Consider the following 19,044-nt stretch of genomic DNA (forward strand, 5'->3'; position numbering starts at 1 on the left):
TTATTTTGATCCTTTAAATTCTTCTGCCGTAGCATTATTTTCCTGAGTAATCCCTTCAGATTTAAAGACTTTTTTTATTGTTAATAAAATAATTTTTATATCTAAGCCTAAACTAATATTGTCAACATACCACACATCATAATCAAATTTTTTCTCCCAGGAAATAGAATTTCGTCCATTTACCTGTGCCCAGCCCGTGATTCCTGGTCTTACTTCGTGCCTTCTCGCTTGAAATTGGTTATACAAAGATAAGTATTTTGGTAAAAGAGGGCGTGGTCCAATAAGGGACATATCTCCTTTTAAAACATTTATCAACTGAGGTATTTCATCCAATGACGTTTTTCTTACGAATGATCCTATCGCGGTAAGTCTATCTGCATCTGATAAAAGATTCCCTTGAGGGTCTTTTTTATCATTCATTGTTTTAAACTTGATAATACTAAAAATTTTTCCATTTTTTCCGGGCCTTTTCTGAAAGAAAAAGGGTTTCCCGTTATTTGCAAAATATAACCCAATCGTTACAATTATAAAAATAGGGCTTAAAATGAGGAATCCCAAAAAGGCACTCACAAAATCTATTATCCTCTTTATAAAATTTTTATACATGAATAATCTATCTAAATTTTAATAAATTAAGTACAACAAAAATCATCATTTTTTTATTGTCCCTCATTAACTGCGTATTATATTTTAATATTGTAAAATTTCTTTGAAAATAACTTCCCAAAAATTGTTCGTAAATTTTATATTCTTCTGTATCCTTATCGATATATTGTATATAATTTTGAATGTGTTTTTGGTAGTACCCGTTCAATACTTCTGATGATTTTTCTTTGATCGTATTGAAAGACATTTTATTTAGATGGCCATGAACATTAGAAGCATGGATTCTATAGTGTATATAAGAATTTGAATCTATAACAACATTATACTTATGCGTTCTTGCAAAGAAATATACCAGCCAATCATGTGAAAATGCTTTCCAATTTATATTATCTGCTTTTTTTAGAAATTTTTGAAGATTTAAAGCAAAATCTTTAGTGAAAACATAAGTACAGCCAGCGCTACCACCTTCAAAAAGATAATCATATTTTTTTTGGGGGAAATCTTTTTTCAATACACTTAAAGAATTGTCTGATTCTTCCCATTTGGTAAGATTTGAGCAATATAACTGTGCATTTTCTTTCTTAAGGAAGTTGACTGCCGATTCCATCTTCTCCGGTAACCAGATATCATCCTGGTCGCAAAATGCAACATAATCAAAATTTTCATTAAAATTCAAATTATCAACCATTTTCAGAAAATTATTTGCTGCAGAACCTGTTCCCGGAATATTTTGGTTTATCCTGATTTGGGGATAATTTTGGGAAATGATTTCAATGGTTTTATCCTTACTGCTATCATCACTTATTACAATATCCACCTCAACTCCATTTTGGTTAAGAATGGAGTTAATTTGACTTGTAATATACTTTTCTCCGTTATACGTTGCGAGAAGAATCTTAATTATTGACATATTCGCTTATTTAATAATGATATTTCATTGATCTGAATTTGTTGTGGCAGTTATAACTTATAAAAAAACAGATGCAGATATATAATAAAATTCATTACTATTATAAAATTGAAAATACTTTTTTTGTTCGTTTTATTTAAAATAGAGTAGAAAATAAACGGTAACATAAATATGTAGTATTTAGCATTTGAGTAATTTGGTACCATGAATATAAAAAATAAGGTAGCGGAAATTACTCCTGAAATAAAGACAAATTTTTGATAAGAATGTTTATCTTGAATAGAAGATGTCTTTTTTTGAATAAACAATCTTACTATTACAATCCCATACAAAATATAAACTGGTATTACTTTAACTCCTGATGGTGTCAAAAAAATACCTGTCATAAAGGTAATGATTGGTCGCAAAAATATTGGATATTTATTACGGAGTCCCAATTTTTCTTCTCCTTGTAACATTGCATTGGCTTTATCAGAAAGGAATCCTATATTTGATATATATGACAATGAGCTGATTCCTAAAATCAAGGCTCCAAATACAAGAGCAATACCTGCAATAATGATTTTACGCTTATCAAGGTAGGAAAAAGCACAGGTAATACTAACAAAAGTAGCAATCACCGTAGAATTACCCAAATCAAGGAACGAGATTAGTATAATCATAGCTACTATGATAGGCCATCTCCCCCAAAAAAGAAATATAGGTATCGTTAAGACCAATACAAATTGTTCTAAACCTAAAACCCCCACGTGAAATACAAACCCTAAAAAGACCAATACTAGGCATAAAACATCTAATCTATAATTCCATTCTTCAATTGAGAATTTCATTCCTAAACCGTTGACTATTTTGAATGTCGTTTCTCTGAAAATAACGGCAAATAAAAATGGCAACATCGAAAAAATAGTGATTGCAATTCTACCCAAACTTTGCATAACATCTTCAGTACATGTTTTGTCATCTATACTGGAAAAATAAGAAAACAGTGTACTATTTGTATAACATGAAGAGTAATATGTAAAAGTTCTCAGTATAGAATCAAAGTAAAAATAGGGAGTCCAAAAAGGCTGTCTACTTTCTCTTACCAATTCATAAGCACGCGCTTCAAAATCTGGTTCATCACCAAATGGAAAAAGATATAGTCTACCTATTACTAAAAAAAAGATAAAAAAGAAAACTGAACGTATTCCAAATTTTGAAACTAACATATTTTATACTCCGGTTAATTTTTGATACAATTTTCTATATCTCTCAGCGTTTTTTTTGTAGTCAAACAGATCTTTCGCTACATTACTACGTTCTGTTGCTTTTCCATCGTTTATATATCTATTGATATTCTCTACAGTAAGTTCTTCAAATGTTTTTGGACTGTATGTAATGCCAAGATCATATTTTTTTGTTAAAACAGAAGCTCCTCCACATTCCTTATTTACTATAACGGGAATCCCCATTGCAGTAAATTCAACAGTTTTAGTTCCTAAAATACTATACCCCACAGCATCTTCAAAAGATGAAGTAGACTTGCGGTAAGGCAGCAATCCGAAACTCACATCAGAAAGCTCTTCTTTCAATTCATTGGTATTTTTGGTTGAAGTCAGTATAATTTCGTCTTGAGGAATTTTTGCAAAAACTTCTTTTATAGCTTCGTGCGAGGATGTGGTAATGATTTTCAGCTTACAGTTGGGTGTTTTCTTTCGTAATTCCGTATACAGTTCCAACAGATCATTTATGGTATGCCAAGTTGTCTGAGTTAAGGCACCCAGATAACAATAGACCACTTCATTGTTTGAATTGCCTGAAGTAGAATTCAGGCTTTCCGTATCTACACTTAAATATATTTTTTCTATTGACTTAGCTCCAATTTCTTCGTAAGATTGGGCCATGGTATCCGAAACTACAATGGTAACATCAGCTTCAGTAAGAAGCTGCTTTTCCATTTTTTTTAAAAATAAATAATTCTTATTAGGCTGGGTATATTTATTTTTAAGTGCATATTCTTCCGGAAAAAGACCTCTGGCGTCAAATATGACTTTATAATTAAGATTATATTTTTTCTTTATTTTCAGAGCCAACCATGTTGCACCATAACCTCTGCAATGTATGATATCAGGCTTTATAGATTTGAGATGATTGGCAAGGAATGATTCTGCTCCGTGAAATAAAAAATTAAACAAAAATCTGTGCATATATGCTACAGACTGTACTGCAAAAATGGGTGTACTTATAAAGTTTATTTTTCCTAATTTCTGTTTAACTTTTTGAATCTCTTCTTTATACTTCCCTTTTTCCCTAATGTGCCCACTGTGAATAACGGGTACACCGGAAATAAAATAAAAACTGCCATTTTTTATTTCATCCGTATTAGCCACAAACTGTCCTAAAACCTGTGACCCAAAGACTCCATATGATCTTGGAGTTTCCCCCCAAGTCAAATAACATACTTTCATTTTAAAAGTTCTTTTATAATTATACTGCTTGCATCTCCTTTCCCATATAGGGTATCTAAAAATACAATTTCCTTATTCTTACTTGTATGGTACGCATCAAGGATTTTATTTTTATCTGTTCCTGTTAAGATATTAGCTCCTACGTCAACCAATTCCTCCCATTCTGTTTCATCCCTTAAGGTAACACATGGTTTACTAAAAAAGTAAGCCTCTTTCTGAAGACCACCACTATCTGTCATTACAAGAGTACAATTTTTCAAAAGCCAAACCATATCCAAGTATCCTACCGGCTCAACAATTGTAATATTCTTTACGGGTATTCCGGATTCCTGGATGATTTTTTTTGTTCTGGGATGTAGAGGTAAAATCACTTTTGTATCTTCAGCAATGGCATCCATAGATTCAATAATATTCCTTAATCTACTGATATCATTTGTGTTTTCAGCTCTGTGAATTGTACTGAGTACAAAATTTCCTGAAACATCAAAATTTGGCTGGGTTGCTATTTCTTTATAAAACAAAGCTCCATCAAGCATTACGTCTCCACTTTTTATAATACTGCAATTGGTATTTTGATAATTTTCGGCGTGTAAATTTTCAATGGCTTTATTGGTAGGGCAAAACAAGTAATTGCTAACTCTATCCGTTAATATTCTATTCACCTCTTCTGGCATTTTCATGTTGAAGCTTCTCAAGCCCGCTTCAACGTGTGCCAATTTGATGTTCAATTTAGATGCGACTATTGCTCCTGCTAAAGTAGAGTTTGTATCCCCATATACCATAATGACATCTGGATTCTCTTTCAATACAATTTCTTCAATACGCTCAATCATCTGCCCCGTCATCGCTCCGTGAGTGGTTCCACCAATTCCAAGGAAGTAATTTGGTTTAGGAATATGCATTTGTTCAAAGAATATGTCAGACATATTAGTATCATAATGTTGCCCAGTGTGTACTATTATTTCCTCAATTTCTGAATGTTTTTTTATTTCCCGGCTTACTGAACTTGCTTTTATAAATTGTGGACGTGCCCCCAGCACTGTTAATAATTTCATAGTTGTATTTTCTAATGTTTTTGAAGACTTACTGAAAGTTTTGTGATATAGAACCTAAATATTAAATTTTAAATTCATTGATCAAATAATTTTTCAACGGAACTCCGTTTACTTCATTTTTATTAGGTGGTTCATAACCTATTTTATCTTTTCTCCAAACGATATCTTTTGGCACAACATCGTTCATTGCTTCTCTAAGTATGTATTTAGAGAATCCATTATTTACTTTACATGTAGATGGTAGAGTAAACACGAATTCTACTAATTCATGAGATAAAAACGGTAGTCGTACTTCTAAAGAGTGTGCCATAGAGTTTCTATCTGCATACCTTAATAATTCTTGCAAACCGCCTCTGAATGTTGCGTGATAAAGCATTTCATTTAATGATGTAGCACTGTATTTTCTTTCGAACTGTTCGTTTTTATATTTAGAATAAAGATCTTTTTTAGCATCCTTTTTGGTAAAGTTATCTATTCCTGATTTTATTCCTAACAATTTATCGATCTGAGCATCAGAAAGTTTTTCCTTTAGGAAACTCATTCTTAATCTTCTAGAAATGCTATTAATCTGATTGGAAGCATGTACTTCCTTATAGATCTCTAATTGCTGTTTATATAATTTTTTGTCTTTTTTCTTTAATTCTATAAAGAAAGAATCAATTAGTCCATGATATCCACATAGGTATTCATCTGCTCCCTGCCCATCTAATAAAACGATAACATTGTTGTCTCTCGCCAATTTCATTACTTCATACTGAGCTGCAATACTTAATGTTCCAAAAGGTTCTTCCTGGTGATGAATAATTTCCTGAACATTGGCAACCATGCTTTCAATAGTTGGAAAACAGCTTATTCCCTTTGCATTTACACTGTTTAAAACTTTATCGATATAAACAGATTCATCTTTGATAAAATTGGGAAAACGGGCGGAAAAAGTCTTTTGCTCAACATTATTAATTTTCATATGATTAATCATACAAACTGTTGAAGAACTATCCAGACCTCCGGACAAACTTGTTCCGACTGCAACGTCCGAACGAAGTCTTCTGCTTATAGAGGTTTCAAATAATCTGAAGAAAGTATCTTTAGCCTCATTAAAATCAATTGTATCTAATTGATTTTTATAATCAATATCCCAATACTTTTGTTTTTTTACTATTTTCCCATTGGGATCTACAATCATATAGTGGCTTGGTTCAAGCAAAAATATATTTTTATAGAACGTTTCGGATAGATCATTTGAATTATTAATATATCCGAAATGCCAATAGTTGAACAGCATTCTATTGTTGGTTTCTCTTGGAACCCCTACACTCCAAAGAGCTTTCATTTCCGATCCAAAATAAAAGTTATTATTACTCTGGTGATAAAAAAATGGTTTTTCACCAAATCTATCCCTAGCACAGAATAAAATCTGTTCTTTTTTATCCCAAAGAGCAAATGAAAACATACCATCAAAATCTTCAAGGCATTTTTCTCTTTTATAATCGAAATTAGCCATCAATACTTCTGTATCGGAATCTGAAACAAAAGTGTATCCTTTTGTTTTTAAAAACTCTCTAATTTCTATGTAATTATATATTTCACCATTGAAAACGATGCTATATCTGTCCAAATAATGCATTGGCTGACTACCGGCATCGGAGAGATCTATGATAGATAGTCTCCTATGTCCCAGTCCTACTCCGTTGTTATCATTGATCCATTGCCCTTCTCCGTCTGGTCCACGATGCTCAATGGCATCTGTCATTTTTTTTAATTGCTGGTAAGTTAAAATTTCTCTATTTTGACTTATAATTCCTGCGATTCCACACATTTGATTTTGTTTTTAAATTTTATAATTATAAAATCTGATTGTATTCAAGAAATAATAATGCTGATCATTGCTTACCATTACTTAATGATACCATTGTTTGAAAAAATATAATACAAAAATGGCTAATATTAATCCAAACATCCACTTATCTTTATATAAAGAGAAATACCTTTTCAAATTCTTTTCAAAATATAAGCTAGTAAGATTCCAAATTGAAACTGAGCAAAATAAAGCTCTTACAATACCCATAATTCCCCACATGTGGTAGAAAAAATAAATAAGAATAATATTTGCCAACAGCGATATTAAAGATACAAGAGTAATATAATTTGTCTTTCCTTTAATCGACAAGATAGTGCCATATGTAGCATTTCTCCAAAGTAATATTAGGCAGTATCCCTCAAATACGGGAACAGCGGCAGCATATCTATCACCAAATAATCCTAAAATAATCTGTTTAGAAAATAATATGCATGCAAAGACTAAAGGAAAAATAAAATAGGATGCTTTTTTAATATCATGAAGCCAAATATCTGTCCCTTTATCAATCTCATCATTTTCGACATGTTTTACAATGATAGGATAGCTGACACTTACTATTGATTTTGTTATTAATCCTGCAAAAGGAATTTCCAGTGCTCCTATAGAATAAATAGCGAATTCACTTAATCCTCCGATTTTGTTAATAATGACCTTATCTATATGCAAAGTAAACATTCCTAAATAAGTAGCTATAAATAATGGGAAACCATATTTAAGCATCATAGAAACATTTATTTTACTCATATTAATCTGTGGATAAATTTTAAGAATAACCACATAAGTAGTTAACTGTAGACCCAATGCTAATAAAAAAGGTAAAAATATATTAAGTTGAAAATCAAAAATATCATTTATCAAAAATGTAAAAAGAGTTGCTGCCAATACAATGCAGAAAACAACCATTGAAATTAATATTACCTTAATTTTACCTATGGATAGGCAAATCTGCAAATAAACGCCATTAGCCGAAAGTAAGAAATATAGAAGCGGAATCAAAAAACCCGCTTTTATTATAACATTTATCCCTAATAATTCTCCGAATGTTTTTGAAAAAGTATCAATACTTAAAAATATAAAAATAACGCTACTTATTAATATAAAAATAAATATCGTTGTTCCTAAAAGTTCTTTTATTTTATCGTGATGTTTAGCAATGTTATATCTAAACCCCTCAATAAATCCAAAAGATAAGAGTGTAGCAGTAAATTGTACAAGCAATATAAGCTGTTTCCAACCACCTACCTGTTCTAAAGAATAGGTTCTTGCAACGATAACATCTGCTAAAAAAATAGTAGACAAAAAAAGCATATTGGCAATTGAATATAAAATTGCAGGCTTTTTTAGCAGACTTAATATTTTTTCAACCATTCTATTTAATTATTACATTTTCCCACAACAGAATTGTTGCTTGCTGCCATTACTAGTTTTTCAGCTCGTAAATTCTTTCGATAATATCTACAACTTTTAATCCTTCCAGAGCATTTGTAGTAATCGTATTTCTCCCTTTAATCACATCCACAACATTTTCAATAATGTAGTGGTGATTAGCAGCGGAACCTTTGTATGCACCGTAGTCGTTACCTGGGTTTGTAGGTGGTAATTCCGGCATTACATAATCTTTTACGTTACAAACTTCCACTTTATCCATGTATTGTCCTCCAATTTTCACTGCGCCATTCTCGGCAATGATAGTCATTGAACTTTCAAGGTTCTGATTCCAAACGGATGTAGAATAATTAATAGATCCCATTCCTCCATTCACAAAATCAAAACTTACAAAACCTGAGTCTTCAAAATCTGTAAGATCTTTGTGATTAAAGTCTGCAAACTTAGCCTGGATATTGGTAATATCGCCAAATAGCCAATACATGATATCAATAAAATGCGAGAACTGTGTAAATAGAGTACCTCCATCCAACTCCAGTTTTCCATGCCAAGATTCCGGCTTATAATATCTGTCATCACGATTCCAATAACAGTTAAGCTGCACCATGAATATTTTACCAAGTTTTCCGCTTTCTACCATTTCCTTCACCCATGCAGAAGGAGGAGAATAACGGTTCTGCATTACAGCAAAAACCTGCTTATGTTTGTGTAAGGCTTGAAAAATAAGCTTTTCGGCATGTTGTTTATTAAGTGCCATCGGCTTTTCAACCACTATGTGTTTTCCTGCTGATATTGCTTTATAAGACTGTTCAAAGTGAAAACCATTTGGTGAAGCAATATTGATAACGTCTACTTCAATCCCTGAATTAAGAAATCCATCTAATGACGTAAAAAACGGCACCTCATAATTCTCAATTCCTAAAGAGGATTTATCTTTTACATCAATTAAAGCCACCAATTCACATTCGGCATTTCTCGACACCATTTCTGCATGTCTTTTTCCGATATGCCCACAGCCTACAACGGCAAATTTTATTTTTTCAGACATTCTATATTAAATTTTTGAAACTTGATTACTATCTAATTTATATTTTTCACCGCTTTCTTCACATACAGCAATTCCTTCTCCATCAAAATTCAGACGATGTCCGAATTCGCTCATCCATCCTATTTGTTTTGCAGGGTTTCCTACCACTAACGCATAATCGGGAACTTCTTTTGTAACCACAGCTCCAGCTCCGATAAAAGCAAACTTTCCAATGTTATGACCACAGACTATTGTTGCGTTAGCCCCAATTGACGCTCCTGTCCCAACATGTGTTTTAAGATATTCACTTTTTCGGTTAACAGCACTTCTAGGATTAATAACATTAGTAAAAACCATTGAAGGGCCAAGAAATACATCATCATCACAAGTTACTCCTTCATATATAGAAACATTGTTCTGAACTTTTACATTTTTTCCTAAAATGACACCTGGTGAAACGACCACATTTTGGCCAATATTACATTTTTCTCCCAAAGTACAATTTGGCATAATGTGAGAAAAGTGCCAAATTTTTGTTCCGGCTCCTATATTACAGCCTTCATCAATAACTGCCGTTTCGTGTGCAAAAAAATCCGACATATTTATTCTTTTATAGTTGATTACTTATTTTTATTAAAAAAATTCTTGATTTCTGAGATAATAAAATCTGCATCTTCCTGATTAAATTCTGTATGAACAGGGAGAGAAATCACTTCTGAACAAAGGAGTTCTGTAACGGGTAATATAAAATTAGGTTCTACATACTGTGCAAAAGCTTCCTGCTTATATAACGGCAGAGGGTAATAAATCATACTTGGAATATTCTTTTCACCCAAATATTGTTGTAATTCGTCTCTTCTTCCGCTCTTTACCCTTAATGTATACTGATGAAAAACATGTGTTGAATTTTTTGCTCTTTGCGGAATTTGAATTTCTGCAACAGATTGTAAGTTATCATCATAATATGCTGCCATTTTATTTCTGGCTGTAGAGTATTCATCAAGGTGCTTTAATTTCACTTTTAAAACTGCAGCCTGAATGGTATCTAATCTGGAATTACATCCCAGAACTTTATGATAATATTTTTTTTGTTGGCCGTGGTTGGCAATCATTCTTATCTTCATTGCCAGATCATCATCATTCGTCATTAAAGCTCCTCCATCACCATAACAGCCCAGGTTTTTGGATGGAAAAAAAGATGTACATCCTATATGTCCGATGGTTCCGGTTTTTTTAACTGTTCCATCTGTAAATGTATAATCAGATCCGATTGCCTGAGCATTATCTTCAATAACAAAAAGATTATGTTTTTCTGCAAATTCAAGAATTCTTTCCATATCAGCTCCTTGTCCATATAAATGTACGGGAACGATGGCTTTAGTATTTGGAGTAAGATATTTTTCAAGTCCTTCCAATTCAATATTGAAAGTATGTTCATCTACATCTACCATGATTGGCTTTAAGCCTAAAAGGCCTATCACTTCAGCAGTAGCTACATAAGTAAAAGCCGGGCAAATTACTTCGTCTCCAGGCTTTAAATCCAGTGCCATCATCGCAATCTGCAAGGCATCTGTTCCGTTTGCGCACGGGATGACATGTTTTACATTCAGGTATTTTTCAAAATTCAGCTGAAAGTCTTTTACCGCAGGGCCATTGATAAACGCAGTGTTGTCCAGACAGTCCTGAATTCCTGCATTTACTTCATGTTTTATTTTTTCGTATTGACCTTTTAGATCAACCATTTGAATTTTCATATGAAATTTATATTTAGTCTTCGATGTTAGTTTTCAATTAGCTCGCTTATCTTATTCCCGATGGAGAGGCAAGATGTGGCTGCTGGTGATGGAGCATTTCTCACATGAATGATATTTCCATTTTTCACAATGTCAAAATCATCAATCAATCCACCATTTCTGTCACAAGCTTGTGCCCTAACTCCTGAACCTCCTGGTACAAGGTCAGACTCTTGAATTTCAGGCATAAGTTTTTGAAGCGCTTTTGTAAATGCAGATTTTGATAACGAACGATGAACTTCTCCTAATCCTGTTTTACCGTATTTGGCAACAATCTTTCTGAATCCGGGCCACATTAATGTCTGCATGGTTTCTTCAAGATTGAAATCAAAGAACTTGTATCCTTCTTTTTTGAAAGCTAATACAGCATTAGGACCAGCTTCAATATTTCCGTCAATCATTCTTGTAAAATGGACGCCCAGAAATGGAAAACTCGGATCAGGAACGGGATAAATAAGATGTTTTACCAAATGCTTCTTTTCATCCTTTATTTTATAATATTCACCACGGAAAGGAATGATAATGACATCATTCTTTTCATTGGTCATTTTTGTAATCTTATCAGAATACAGCCCTGCACAAGAAATTAGTTTCTTTGTTTTGAATTCAGAAATCTGAGTTTTAACAACAATTTCAGAGTTGTTGTTTATAATATTTCTAACTTCGTTATTGAATTTAACTTCTCCTCCTAATTCTTCAAAGAGCTCCTTAATTTTTTTTGCAACCCCCGGATAGTCTATAATACCTGTCTGCGGAACTTTAATTGCTTTAACTCCTTCACAGTGAGGTTCAATTTCACGAAATTCCTCCCTTGAAAGATATTTCAGATCCTGAAGTCCGTTTTCTACTCCTCTTTTGTAAATATTATCTAAAAGTGGTAATTCTTCCTGCGAAGTGGCCACAATGATTTTTCCACATAGATCATAGCGAATACCATGTTCTTTAGCAAAATTGATCACAGAATTATAACCTTCTATACAATTTTTCGCTTTTAAACTACCTGGTTTGTAATATATCCCACTATGAATCACTCCACTGTTATGTCCGGACTGATGTAGTGATACATCATTTTCTTTTTCTAAAACCAAGATCTTAGATTCTGGATTTTTAAGTTTTAATTGATATGCAGTAGCCAGTCCTACTAAACCGGCTCCAACAATTATGATATCATAGTTCATTGTAAATCTTTATAATCTGGCATCTACCAAATCTCTGTCTAAACAGGCTTTAGTATCAAAAACAACTGAATTTTCTTTCTTCAAAGTATTGAGATCCATTTGAAGGAATTCATTATGTGAAACGGCTATAATCAAAGAGTCATATTTCTTACCTTCAATAAGCTCATCTAAGATGTCTATTCCATATTCATGTTTTACTTCTTCTTTGCTAGCCCAAGGATCATAAATATCTACATTAACTCCATAATCCGAAAGCTCCGTGTAAATATCTACTACTTTGGTATTTCTCACATCTGGGCAGTTTTCCTTAAATGTAACTCCCAAAATTAATGCTTGTGAATCTTTAATAATTCCACCTTTAGCAATCATAAGTTTCACCACTTTTGCTGCTATGAATTTTGCAATTGAATCATTTACACGACGTCCTGATAAAATCACATCCGGATGGTAACCTAATTGTTCTGCTTTATGGGCTAAGTAATAAGGATCCACGGAAATACAGTGCCCTCCAACAAGTCCCGGTTTATATTTTAAGAAGTTATATTTTGTGCCGGCAGCTTCTAAAACATCGTTTGTATCAATCCCTATTCTGTCAAAAATCAGTGCCAGTTCATTTACAAAAGAAATATTAACATCGCGTTGTGCATTTTCGATTGCTTTTGAAGCTTCAGCAACTTTAAGGCTTGAAGCTTTATGGGTTCCTGCGGTAATAATTTTTTTATACAGAAGGTCTACTTCTTCAGCAATTTCTTCTGTGGAACCAGAAGTTACTTTTTTTACACTTGTAAGTGTGTTGACTTTATCTCCCGGGTTAATTCTTTCCGGAGAGTATCCTACAAAAAAGTCCTCATTATATTTTAATCCTGAATATTTTTCCAAAACCGGCACACATTCTTCTTCTGTACAACCTGGGAAAACGGTAGATTCATAAATTACGATATCTCCCTTTTTTATAATTTCTCCCAACATTTTTGAAGCAGAAATCAACGGATTAAGATCTGGAGCGTTATATTTATCTATTGGTGTAGGAACTGTTACAATAAAAATATTAGCCTCAGCAATATCAGACAATTCGCTTGTAGCTTTATATCCTACAGATCCATTAGATTCATTATATTTTTTTAAGCCATCATTAAGCTTTTCTATATCTGCTTCCAGTGTGATATCTTGTCCTTCATTAAGCTGATTCACACGCTGCCCATTGATATCGAATCCTAATACAGAGTAATGAGCTGCAAATTCTAATGATAAAGGAAGTCCTACATAGCCTTGCCCAATAACTGCTATTTTATATGTTTTCATCATTCGCTAAATTTATTTTTTATTTTTTGAAACCATGATTTTTCAACGTGGTTATTGTATCCATAACCATATTTGTTACTATATCCTAAATTTTCTCTATTAACATCGTTAAGGACAAAACCAACATTACGAATCTTCTTCTGATCTATATTAATATTAGCAAATTCCATTAACGATTTTTCTGTATATCTGGATCTTGATACATAGATCGTAACATCTGCATTATCAGCAATAAGGAAGGTGTCAGTAACTAGAAGCAACGGTGCTGTATCTAGAATAATATAGTCATACATTCCTTTAAGTTCTTCCAATAGTACTTCATATCGGCCGCCAGATAATAATTCTGTTGGATTAGGAGGAATCATTCCTGAATAGATAACATCCAAATGGGGATTAAAAGATGATACATGAATAATTTCTTCAAGTCCAATATTATCAGAATATAAAAATTCGGTAAGCCCTGTAAGTCCCTTTCTGGAAGGATTATATCTTTGTAACTGAGGGTTTCTGATATCAGAACCTATGATGATCACTTTCTTCTTAGGATTAGCAAGCGTCAGGGCCAGGTTAACAGAAGCAAAAGTCTTTCCTTCTCCTTTCACTGTAGATGTAACAAATACGATTTTACCCTTTTTGTCCTTCGGAAGCATAAAATTCATATTCGTAATAAGAATTCTAAATGCCTCTGCCATTGGTGTAATATCATTTGTCTTCACAATTTCAGAATCTCCTTTCTCGATACTTGGTAATTCTGCTATTACAGGTGCATGAATAAGTTTTTCCAAATCATGCTTAGTTGTAATTTTATTATTAAATAGATCCTTTAAGTATATAATAGCAATAGGGATTAAAAATCCAATAATAAATGCAGCTAACATAATTAGCATTTTCTTAGGAGCGACAGGACTTTGCGATGAATATGCTGTATCTATAACTTTAGCTTTCGGAGCTGTAATAGATTGTGCAATAGCTGTCTCTTCTCTTTTTTGCAGTAATAGTAAGTATAAGTTTTCTTTTATTTGTTGTTGTCTTTCAATACCTCTAAACATTTTCTCGATTGAAGGAAGTTTAGAAATTTTTTCAGAAACTTTATTTTGTTCTCCTAAATATTCCCCTCTGGCAAGCTCCAATCCGGTTTGGTTTTTCTGTAAGCTTTGAACAATTGAAGTACGTAAAGAACCAATTTGTTTTGTAACATCCACAACTGCCGGGTTTTCCGGTGTAGCAGATTCCAGCAATCTATTTCTCTGTAATATTAATTGATTATAATTTACTATTCCAGCGACTGCTTCTGAATTATTAAGACCTACATTGGCCGGTAAAACCTGGTACTGACCTTGTTTAGAAACGAAATTCAGCAATGAATTTGTAAGCTCTAACTGAGCATTTACCTCTAACTGCTTAGCTCTCGCAGCAGCAGAACTCTGTAAGTTAATTTTTGCCTCTGTTTCAAGATCTGTTAAATTATTTCTTGATTTAAAGTTTTCTTTTTCATTTTCTACCTGGCCAAGCTCCACAGAAAGCTTTTTTACTCTGTCTTCAATGAAGTCCAAGGTTTTTTTGGATTCCTGATTTTTATCTGTAATCGCATCGTTATTGTACATTACCACTAATGTATTCAAAATATCTGCTGCTTTGTTTGTCTCAGGATAGTTGATTTCAAGTCCTACCACAGTAGTTTCTTTGTTTACAACTCCAATACCCACCTGTTTTTGTAAACTGTTAACTTTTGCTTCTATCGGTGAAATAAAAACCTCTAAATCACGAGTGTTGACATCTTTAATTTCATTTGGATTAAATTGGTTATTTTTAACAATAATAATATTTGCAAAGGGCAGACTTATTGTTTTTCCGAAACCAGAAACAATTCCTTTTCCTAACTCATCTGAAGTAATATTAATTTCATTCCCGTTTATAGAAACAGCTAAGGGTTTACCTGGAAATTTTGCAAGAGGCTTTTCATTAATTATTTTTACAATTATAGGAGAAGTATTCTTATATAATTCTTTTTTAATAATTTTTCCCTTAGCAAAAATATCAACCTGAAGATTTTTAGTAATTACAACATCTCTCATTAGTCTTTTGGACTTGAGAATTTCAATTTCATTTTCGATACTGTTGGTTTTCATCCCTCCAAAGCCTGATAGATCCTGCAGGACACTGGCATCAGTGCTTGCTGTAGGGGCATTTTTAGTATCTTTAATTAAAATTGTAGTCTTTATATTGTAAACAGGAGTCATAAATTTAAAAGCAATATATGCTGCAACTACAAATAAAAGAGCTGAAACCACAAACCATGGCCATCTTTTTACATATGGTTTTATAATCTCGTTAATATTAAATTGATCTTCTGTTTGAGAAAATTGAGTAGATTCCTGATTGTTCATTAATTTATTTCTTGAATAGACTTATTACTACCGCGATTGCCGTAATACCAATTGAAATTGCTGTTAAATAAATACCTGTATTGGGGTTTTGTTTCGCCGCAATACTTCTTGATTTATTAGATGCTACAACGATTGCATCCCCTTGTTTCAAATTATAATAAGGTGAATTAATGAGATTGGCATCGTGCAGATTTACTTTTCCGTGAGTGATCTGGCCATTCTCAGACCTTATAATTAATATATCATCTCTTTTTCCATACATCGTAAGGTCACCTGCTAATCCAAGAGCATTTAAGATCGTTGCTTTCCCGTTTGATATGGTATAATCTCCTTGTCTGTTAACTTCACCCAGTACTGTAACCTTAAAATTAGCAAGTCTTACGTTTACAGTTGGGCTAATAATATACTTTGTTAATTTTTCACGAAGCTCACTCTTAAAATCAACAAGAGATTTATTCGTTGTGTTTAGTTGGCCTAAAATAGGAAAGTCGATATTGCCATCAGCATCCACAATATATGTAGGTCCCGAAATATTGGTGGTTCCCTGTCCTGGAGTATTTCCTCCTGCAGCACCATTAGGTTGTATTGTTTCGGATGAGGAATAATTTTGGTTGAATGGTTTTACAACATCCATGTCTTTTGCTGTAATCAGAATAATAAGCTGATCTCCAACCTGTATTGTGTTTCCAGAATTTTTCACAGAAGCATCTATAGCCACCTGCTCTATATTCTGCATATAATTTAAATCATTTTGCGCATTCTTATTTGTCTTACAAGAAACTAATAAAATACCTAATGATATAGCTAATATTTTCCCTTTCATATTTTTAAATTGTACAAATATACATTTATATTCCTCTTATTTATCTAGTGCTTCAAATATAGAATTATTGCTTTTAAATTCCGGCACTATTGTTTTAAGGATTCTTACTACCTCTACTTTATCCCTTCTTAAAGAAGCTTTTGTAATTCGTTTAGTAAGCATATCTATTTCTTCAAATCCCATAGAAGGATCTTTAGAGATCATTATTTTCTCATTGTGAGTAGGAAGTGTTTTTGCATCATCACTTAAGAGTTCTTCATATAGTTTTTCACCTGGTCGCAATCCCGTATAGATGATTTTTATATCAATATTCGGTTCGAATCCTGATAATTTTATCATTCTTCTCGCAAGATCGAGAATTTTAACAGGTTCTCCCATATCAAAAACAAAAATCTCTCCACCTTCTCCCATTGTACCGGCCTGAAGAACCAGTTCACAGGCTTCAGGAATTGTCATGAAGTATCTCACAATATCCGGATGGGTAATCGTCACCGGTCCACCTGCTTCAATCTGTTTTTTAAAATGAGGAATAACAGAGCCGTTAGAACCTAATACATTTCCAAATCTTGTTGTAATAAATTTAGTAACGTTACCTTCCACATTCTGAAGTGACTGTACAAAAAGTTCGGCGGCACGTTTTGAGGCGCCCATAACGTTAGTGGGATTCACAGCTTTATCTGTAGATACCATAACGAATCTGTTCACTTTATATTTACTGGATAGTCTTGCAATAATTTTGGACCCCAGTATATTAACAAAAATAGCTTCGTGAGGATTTTCTTCAACCAATGGTACATGTTTATAAGCGGCCGCATGATATACCATTGAGAAGTTATAAGTTTGGAATAAAGGCTCCATTCTATGTTGGTTTGAAACATCTCCCAAGACAAACTTGAAAACGATATGAGGGAATTTTTCTCTCATTTCAAGTTCAATGTCATAAAGCGGTGTTTCAGCCTGGTCTAAAACAACAATTAGTGATGGCTTAAAAAGCGCTACCTGCCTTACAATTTCACTCCCTATAGAGCCAGCTCCTCCGGTTACGAGTACTGCTTTATCGAAATGCCTGCTTCTTACTTTCTCATTTTGAATTTTAATGGGCTTTCTGTTCAGTAAATCTTCGATCTGAAGACTTCTGATAGACCCTCCTACATCACTATCTCTTAATTTCTGTACAGAAGGTGCTTTGAAGACATTTAGATCTTTTTCTAAAAATAAATTCACCCAAGAGTTAACTTCATCTTTAGCCATCATTTCTTTGACAATAAGAACACCATCAATAATAAGGTCTTCTTTTGTGTTTTCTTCAATTTTTTTCTTTTCGTAAATAGGCTTTCCAAGTAAAGAAGCCCTTTTTGAATCTGTTCTTTGGGTTAAAAAACCAACAACCTGATAAGGTAAGCTTGGATTATCAAGAATGGCTCTTGCAATAGCAATTGACTGTTCATCAATACCTAGAACCAGTATCCTTTTTTTCAGTGCACTTCTCCTGTATTCTCTTACCACATGAAAAAACTCTTTCACATAAAGCCTGAAAAGAAAAAGCCCCATAAACGAGATTATAAAATATAAAATCAAATAAGGTGTAAGGATAAATTTACCTCCGGTAGTCCAGAAATAAAGCATATTTATAGTTCCAACAGCCACCATTGTGCTGAAGCAGGAGATAAGAAGCTTAAACAGATCTATGAATGTAGAATGCCGAATGATACCTGCATAAGTTTTAAAAATATACATAAAGGCAACATTCACTACAATAATAAAGACAAATACTATGCTTTTATCATCATGATAGATAAATTCCTGTTTTGTAATTTTTTCGATAATATAAGTGGTAAGAAATAGAGATATTACCAGAATAATAATATCTATTACAAGTATTATCCATCTAGGAAGATATCTTACGTCTGAGAGATTGACAACATTATCCCCTCCAAATATTTTTTTCCTAAGAGAATTATACATTGTCTTTATTTGTGTCCATATTTAATTAAAATATAATATCTAATCAACCCGTCCATCGGAGATAATTTCGATACAATCATACAAAAATAAAATAAATTTATCTCAATACGTTGAAATCAAAAAATAAATTTGATGGTTTCTTTACGAAATTCAATAATTTCACTTAATAAGTAAAATTCACCGACAAAAATCATACCACAAAAAGTCTTTAAAGGGTGATATTTATTAGTGAAAAGCTTTCATTTTAATTATCGTATTCAAAAAAGTAATCATTAAGCATCTATTGATCAATTCATTTCAATACAGT

Annotated in this window: 15 protein-coding genes; all 15 read right to left on the minus strand. The window is 32.8% G+C overall.

Features of this window, described 5'->3' with window-relative positions; genetic code table 11:
* Nucleotides 1-606 (minus strand): sugar transferase, encoded by a 606-nt coding sequence (locus AC27VX_RS17715; protein ID WP_488696973.1) that lies wholly within the window; start codon nucleotides 604-606, stop codon nucleotides 1-3.
* A 7-nt stretch (nucleotides 607-613) separates the two neighbouring features.
* A complete protein-coding gene (locus AC27VX_RS17720) occupies nucleotides 614-1,516 on the minus strand; it encodes a glycosyltransferase (RefSeq protein WP_488696975.1) in 903 nt (300 codons plus the stop codon).
* 50 nt (nucleotides 1,517-1,566) lie between these two features.
* The gene (locus AC27VX_RS17725; protein WP_236855742.1) at nucleotides 1,567-2,724 is read right to left on the minus strand and encodes a hypothetical protein; all 1,158 of its coding nucleotides are present in this window, start codon (nucleotides 2,722-2,724) and stop codon (nucleotides 1,567-1,569) included.
* 3 nt (nucleotides 2,725-2,727) lie between these two features.
* Complete coding sequence (locus AC27VX_RS17730; protein WP_488696978.1) at nucleotides 2,728-3,963, minus strand: glycosyltransferase family 4 protein; 1,236 nt, start codon at nucleotides 3,961-3,963, stop codon at nucleotides 2,728-2,730.
* Nucleotides 3,960-5,018 (minus strand): non-hydrolyzing UDP-N-acetylglucosamine 2-epimerase, encoded by a 1,059-nt coding sequence (gene wecB / locus AC27VX_RS17735; protein WP_488696981.1) that lies wholly within the window; start codon nucleotides 5,016-5,018, stop codon nucleotides 3,960-3,962. The genes AC27VX_RS17730 and wecB overlap by 4 nt, the downstream gene beginning before the upstream one ends.
* Nucleotides 5,019-5,079: 61 nt before the next feature.
* Nucleotides 5,080-6,834: an asparagine synthase (glutamine-hydrolyzing) gene (asnB, locus tag AC27VX_RS17740; RefSeq protein ID WP_236855745.1), complete on the minus strand. Its 1,755-nt coding sequence runs from the start codon at nucleotides 6,832-6,834 to the stop codon at nucleotides 5,080-5,082.
* 81 nt (nucleotides 6,835-6,915) lie between these two features.
* A complete protein-coding gene (locus AC27VX_RS17745) occupies nucleotides 6,916-8,244 on the minus strand; it encodes a lipopolysaccharide biosynthesis protein (RefSeq protein WP_236855746.1) in 1,329 nt (442 codons plus the stop codon).
* 52 nt (nucleotides 8,245-8,296) lie between these two features.
* Nucleotides 8,297-9,310 carry a Gfo/Idh/MocA family protein gene (locus AC27VX_RS17750; RefSeq protein ID WP_236855747.1) on the minus strand — a complete coding sequence of 338 codons (1,014 nt, stop codon included), beginning with the start codon at nucleotides 9,308-9,310 and terminating at the stop codon, nucleotides 8,297-8,299.
* 6 nt (nucleotides 9,311-9,316) lie between these two features.
* Entirely contained in the window at nucleotides 9,317-9,889 is a 573-nt protein-coding gene (locus AC27VX_RS17755; RefSeq protein ID WP_236855748.1) for an acyltransferase, read from the minus strand.
* A 20-nt stretch (nucleotides 9,890-9,909) separates the two neighbouring features.
* Nucleotides 9,910-11,043 (minus strand): DegT/DnrJ/EryC1/StrS family aminotransferase, encoded by a 1,134-nt coding sequence (locus AC27VX_RS17760; RefSeq protein ID WP_236855749.1) that lies wholly within the window; start codon nucleotides 11,041-11,043, stop codon nucleotides 9,910-9,912.
* Nucleotides 11,044-11,069: 26 nt separating this feature from the next.
* Nucleotides 11,070-12,260, minus strand: coding sequence for an L-2-hydroxyglutarate oxidase (gene lhgO / locus AC27VX_RS17765; RefSeq protein WP_236855750.1), 1,191 nt, complete (start codon nucleotides 12,258-12,260; stop codon nucleotides 11,070-11,072).
* 9 nt (nucleotides 12,261-12,269) lie between these two features.
* The gene (locus tag AC27VX_RS17770; RefSeq protein ID WP_300686394.1) at nucleotides 12,270-13,565 is read right to left on the minus strand and encodes a nucleotide sugar dehydrogenase; all 1,296 of its coding nucleotides are present in this window, start codon (nucleotides 13,563-13,565) and stop codon (nucleotides 12,270-12,272) included.
* Nucleotides 13,562-15,949 (minus strand): GumC family protein, encoded by a 2,388-nt coding sequence (locus AC27VX_RS17775; protein WP_236855752.1) that lies wholly within the window; start codon nucleotides 15,947-15,949, stop codon nucleotides 13,562-13,564. The genes AC27VX_RS17770 and AC27VX_RS17775 overlap by 4 nt, the downstream gene beginning before the upstream one ends.
* A 4-nt stretch (nucleotides 15,950-15,953) precedes the next feature.
* Nucleotides 15,954-16,772 (minus strand): polysaccharide biosynthesis/export family protein, encoded by an 819-nt coding sequence (locus tag AC27VX_RS17780; RefSeq protein WP_236855753.1) that lies wholly within the window; start codon nucleotides 16,770-16,772, stop codon nucleotides 15,954-15,956.
* Between the two features lie 36 nt (nucleotides 16,773-16,808).
* On the minus strand, nucleotides 16,809-18,737 hold the full coding sequence (locus AC27VX_RS17785) for a polysaccharide biosynthesis protein (RefSeq protein WP_236855754.1): 1,929 nt from the start codon (nucleotides 18,735-18,737) through the stop codon (nucleotides 16,809-16,811).
* Nucleotides 18,738-19,044 lie beyond the last annotated feature (307 nt).

The sequence above is a fragment of the Chryseobacterium sp. 14P4.3.2 genome (assembly GCF_057799275.1).

What these genes read in the sequence shown, in the direction of transcription:
- AC27VX_RS17715 (WP_488696973.1), bottom strand. Translation starts at nt 606, where the DNA reads ATGTATAAAAATTTTATAAAGAGGATAATAGATTTTGTGAGTGCCTTT.
- AC27VX_RS17720 (WP_488696975.1), bottom strand. Translation starts at nt 1,516, where the DNA reads ATGTCAATAATTAAGATTCTTCTCGCAACGTATAACGGAGAAAAGTAT.
- AC27VX_RS17725 (WP_236855742.1), bottom strand. Translation starts at nt 2,724, where the DNA reads ATGTTAGTTTCAAAATTTGGAATACGTTCAGTTTTCTTTTTTATCTTT.
- AC27VX_RS17730 (WP_488696978.1), bottom strand. Translation starts at nt 3,963, where the DNA reads ATGAAAGTATGTTATTTGACTTGGGGGGAAACTCCAAGATCATATGGA.
- wecB (WP_488696981.1), bottom strand. Translation starts at nt 5,018, where the DNA reads ATGAAATTATTAACAGTGCTGGGGGCACGTCCACAATTTATAAAAGCA.
- asnB (WP_236855745.1), bottom strand. Translation starts at nt 6,834, where the DNA reads ATGTGTGGAATCGCAGGAATTATAAGTCAAAATAGAGAAATTTTAACT.
- AC27VX_RS17745 (WP_236855746.1), bottom strand. Translation starts at nt 8,244, where the DNA reads ATGGTTGAAAAAATATTAAGTCTGCTAAAAAAGCCTGCAATTTTATAT.
- AC27VX_RS17750 (WP_236855747.1), bottom strand. Translation starts at nt 9,310, where the DNA reads ATGTCTGAAAAAATAAAATTTGCCGTTGTAGGCTGTGGGCATATCGGA.
- AC27VX_RS17755 (WP_236855748.1), bottom strand. Translation starts at nt 9,889, where the DNA reads ATGTCGGATTTTTTTGCACACGAAACGGCAGTTATTGATGAAGGCTGT.
- AC27VX_RS17760 (WP_236855749.1), bottom strand. Translation starts at nt 11,043, where the DNA reads ATGAAAATTCAAATGGTTGATCTAAAAGGTCAATACGAAAAAATAAAA.
- lhgO (WP_236855750.1), bottom strand. Translation starts at nt 12,260, where the DNA reads ATGAACTATGATATCATAATTGTTGGAGCCGGTTTAGTAGGACTGGCT.
- AC27VX_RS17770 (WP_300686394.1), bottom strand. Translation starts at nt 13,565, where the DNA reads ATGATGAAAACATATAAAATAGCAGTTATTGGGCAAGGCTATGTAGGA.
- AC27VX_RS17775 (WP_236855752.1), bottom strand. Translation starts at nt 15,949, where the DNA reads ATGAACAATCAGGAATCTACTCAATTTTCTCAAACAGAAGATCAATTT.
- AC27VX_RS17780 (WP_236855753.1), bottom strand. Translation starts at nt 16,772, where the DNA reads ATGAAAGGGAAAATATTAGCTATATCATTAGGTATTTTATTAGTTTCT.
- AC27VX_RS17785 (WP_236855754.1), bottom strand. Translation starts at nt 18,737, where the DNA reads ATGTATAATTCTCTTAGGAAAAAAATATTTGGAGGGGATAATGTTGTC.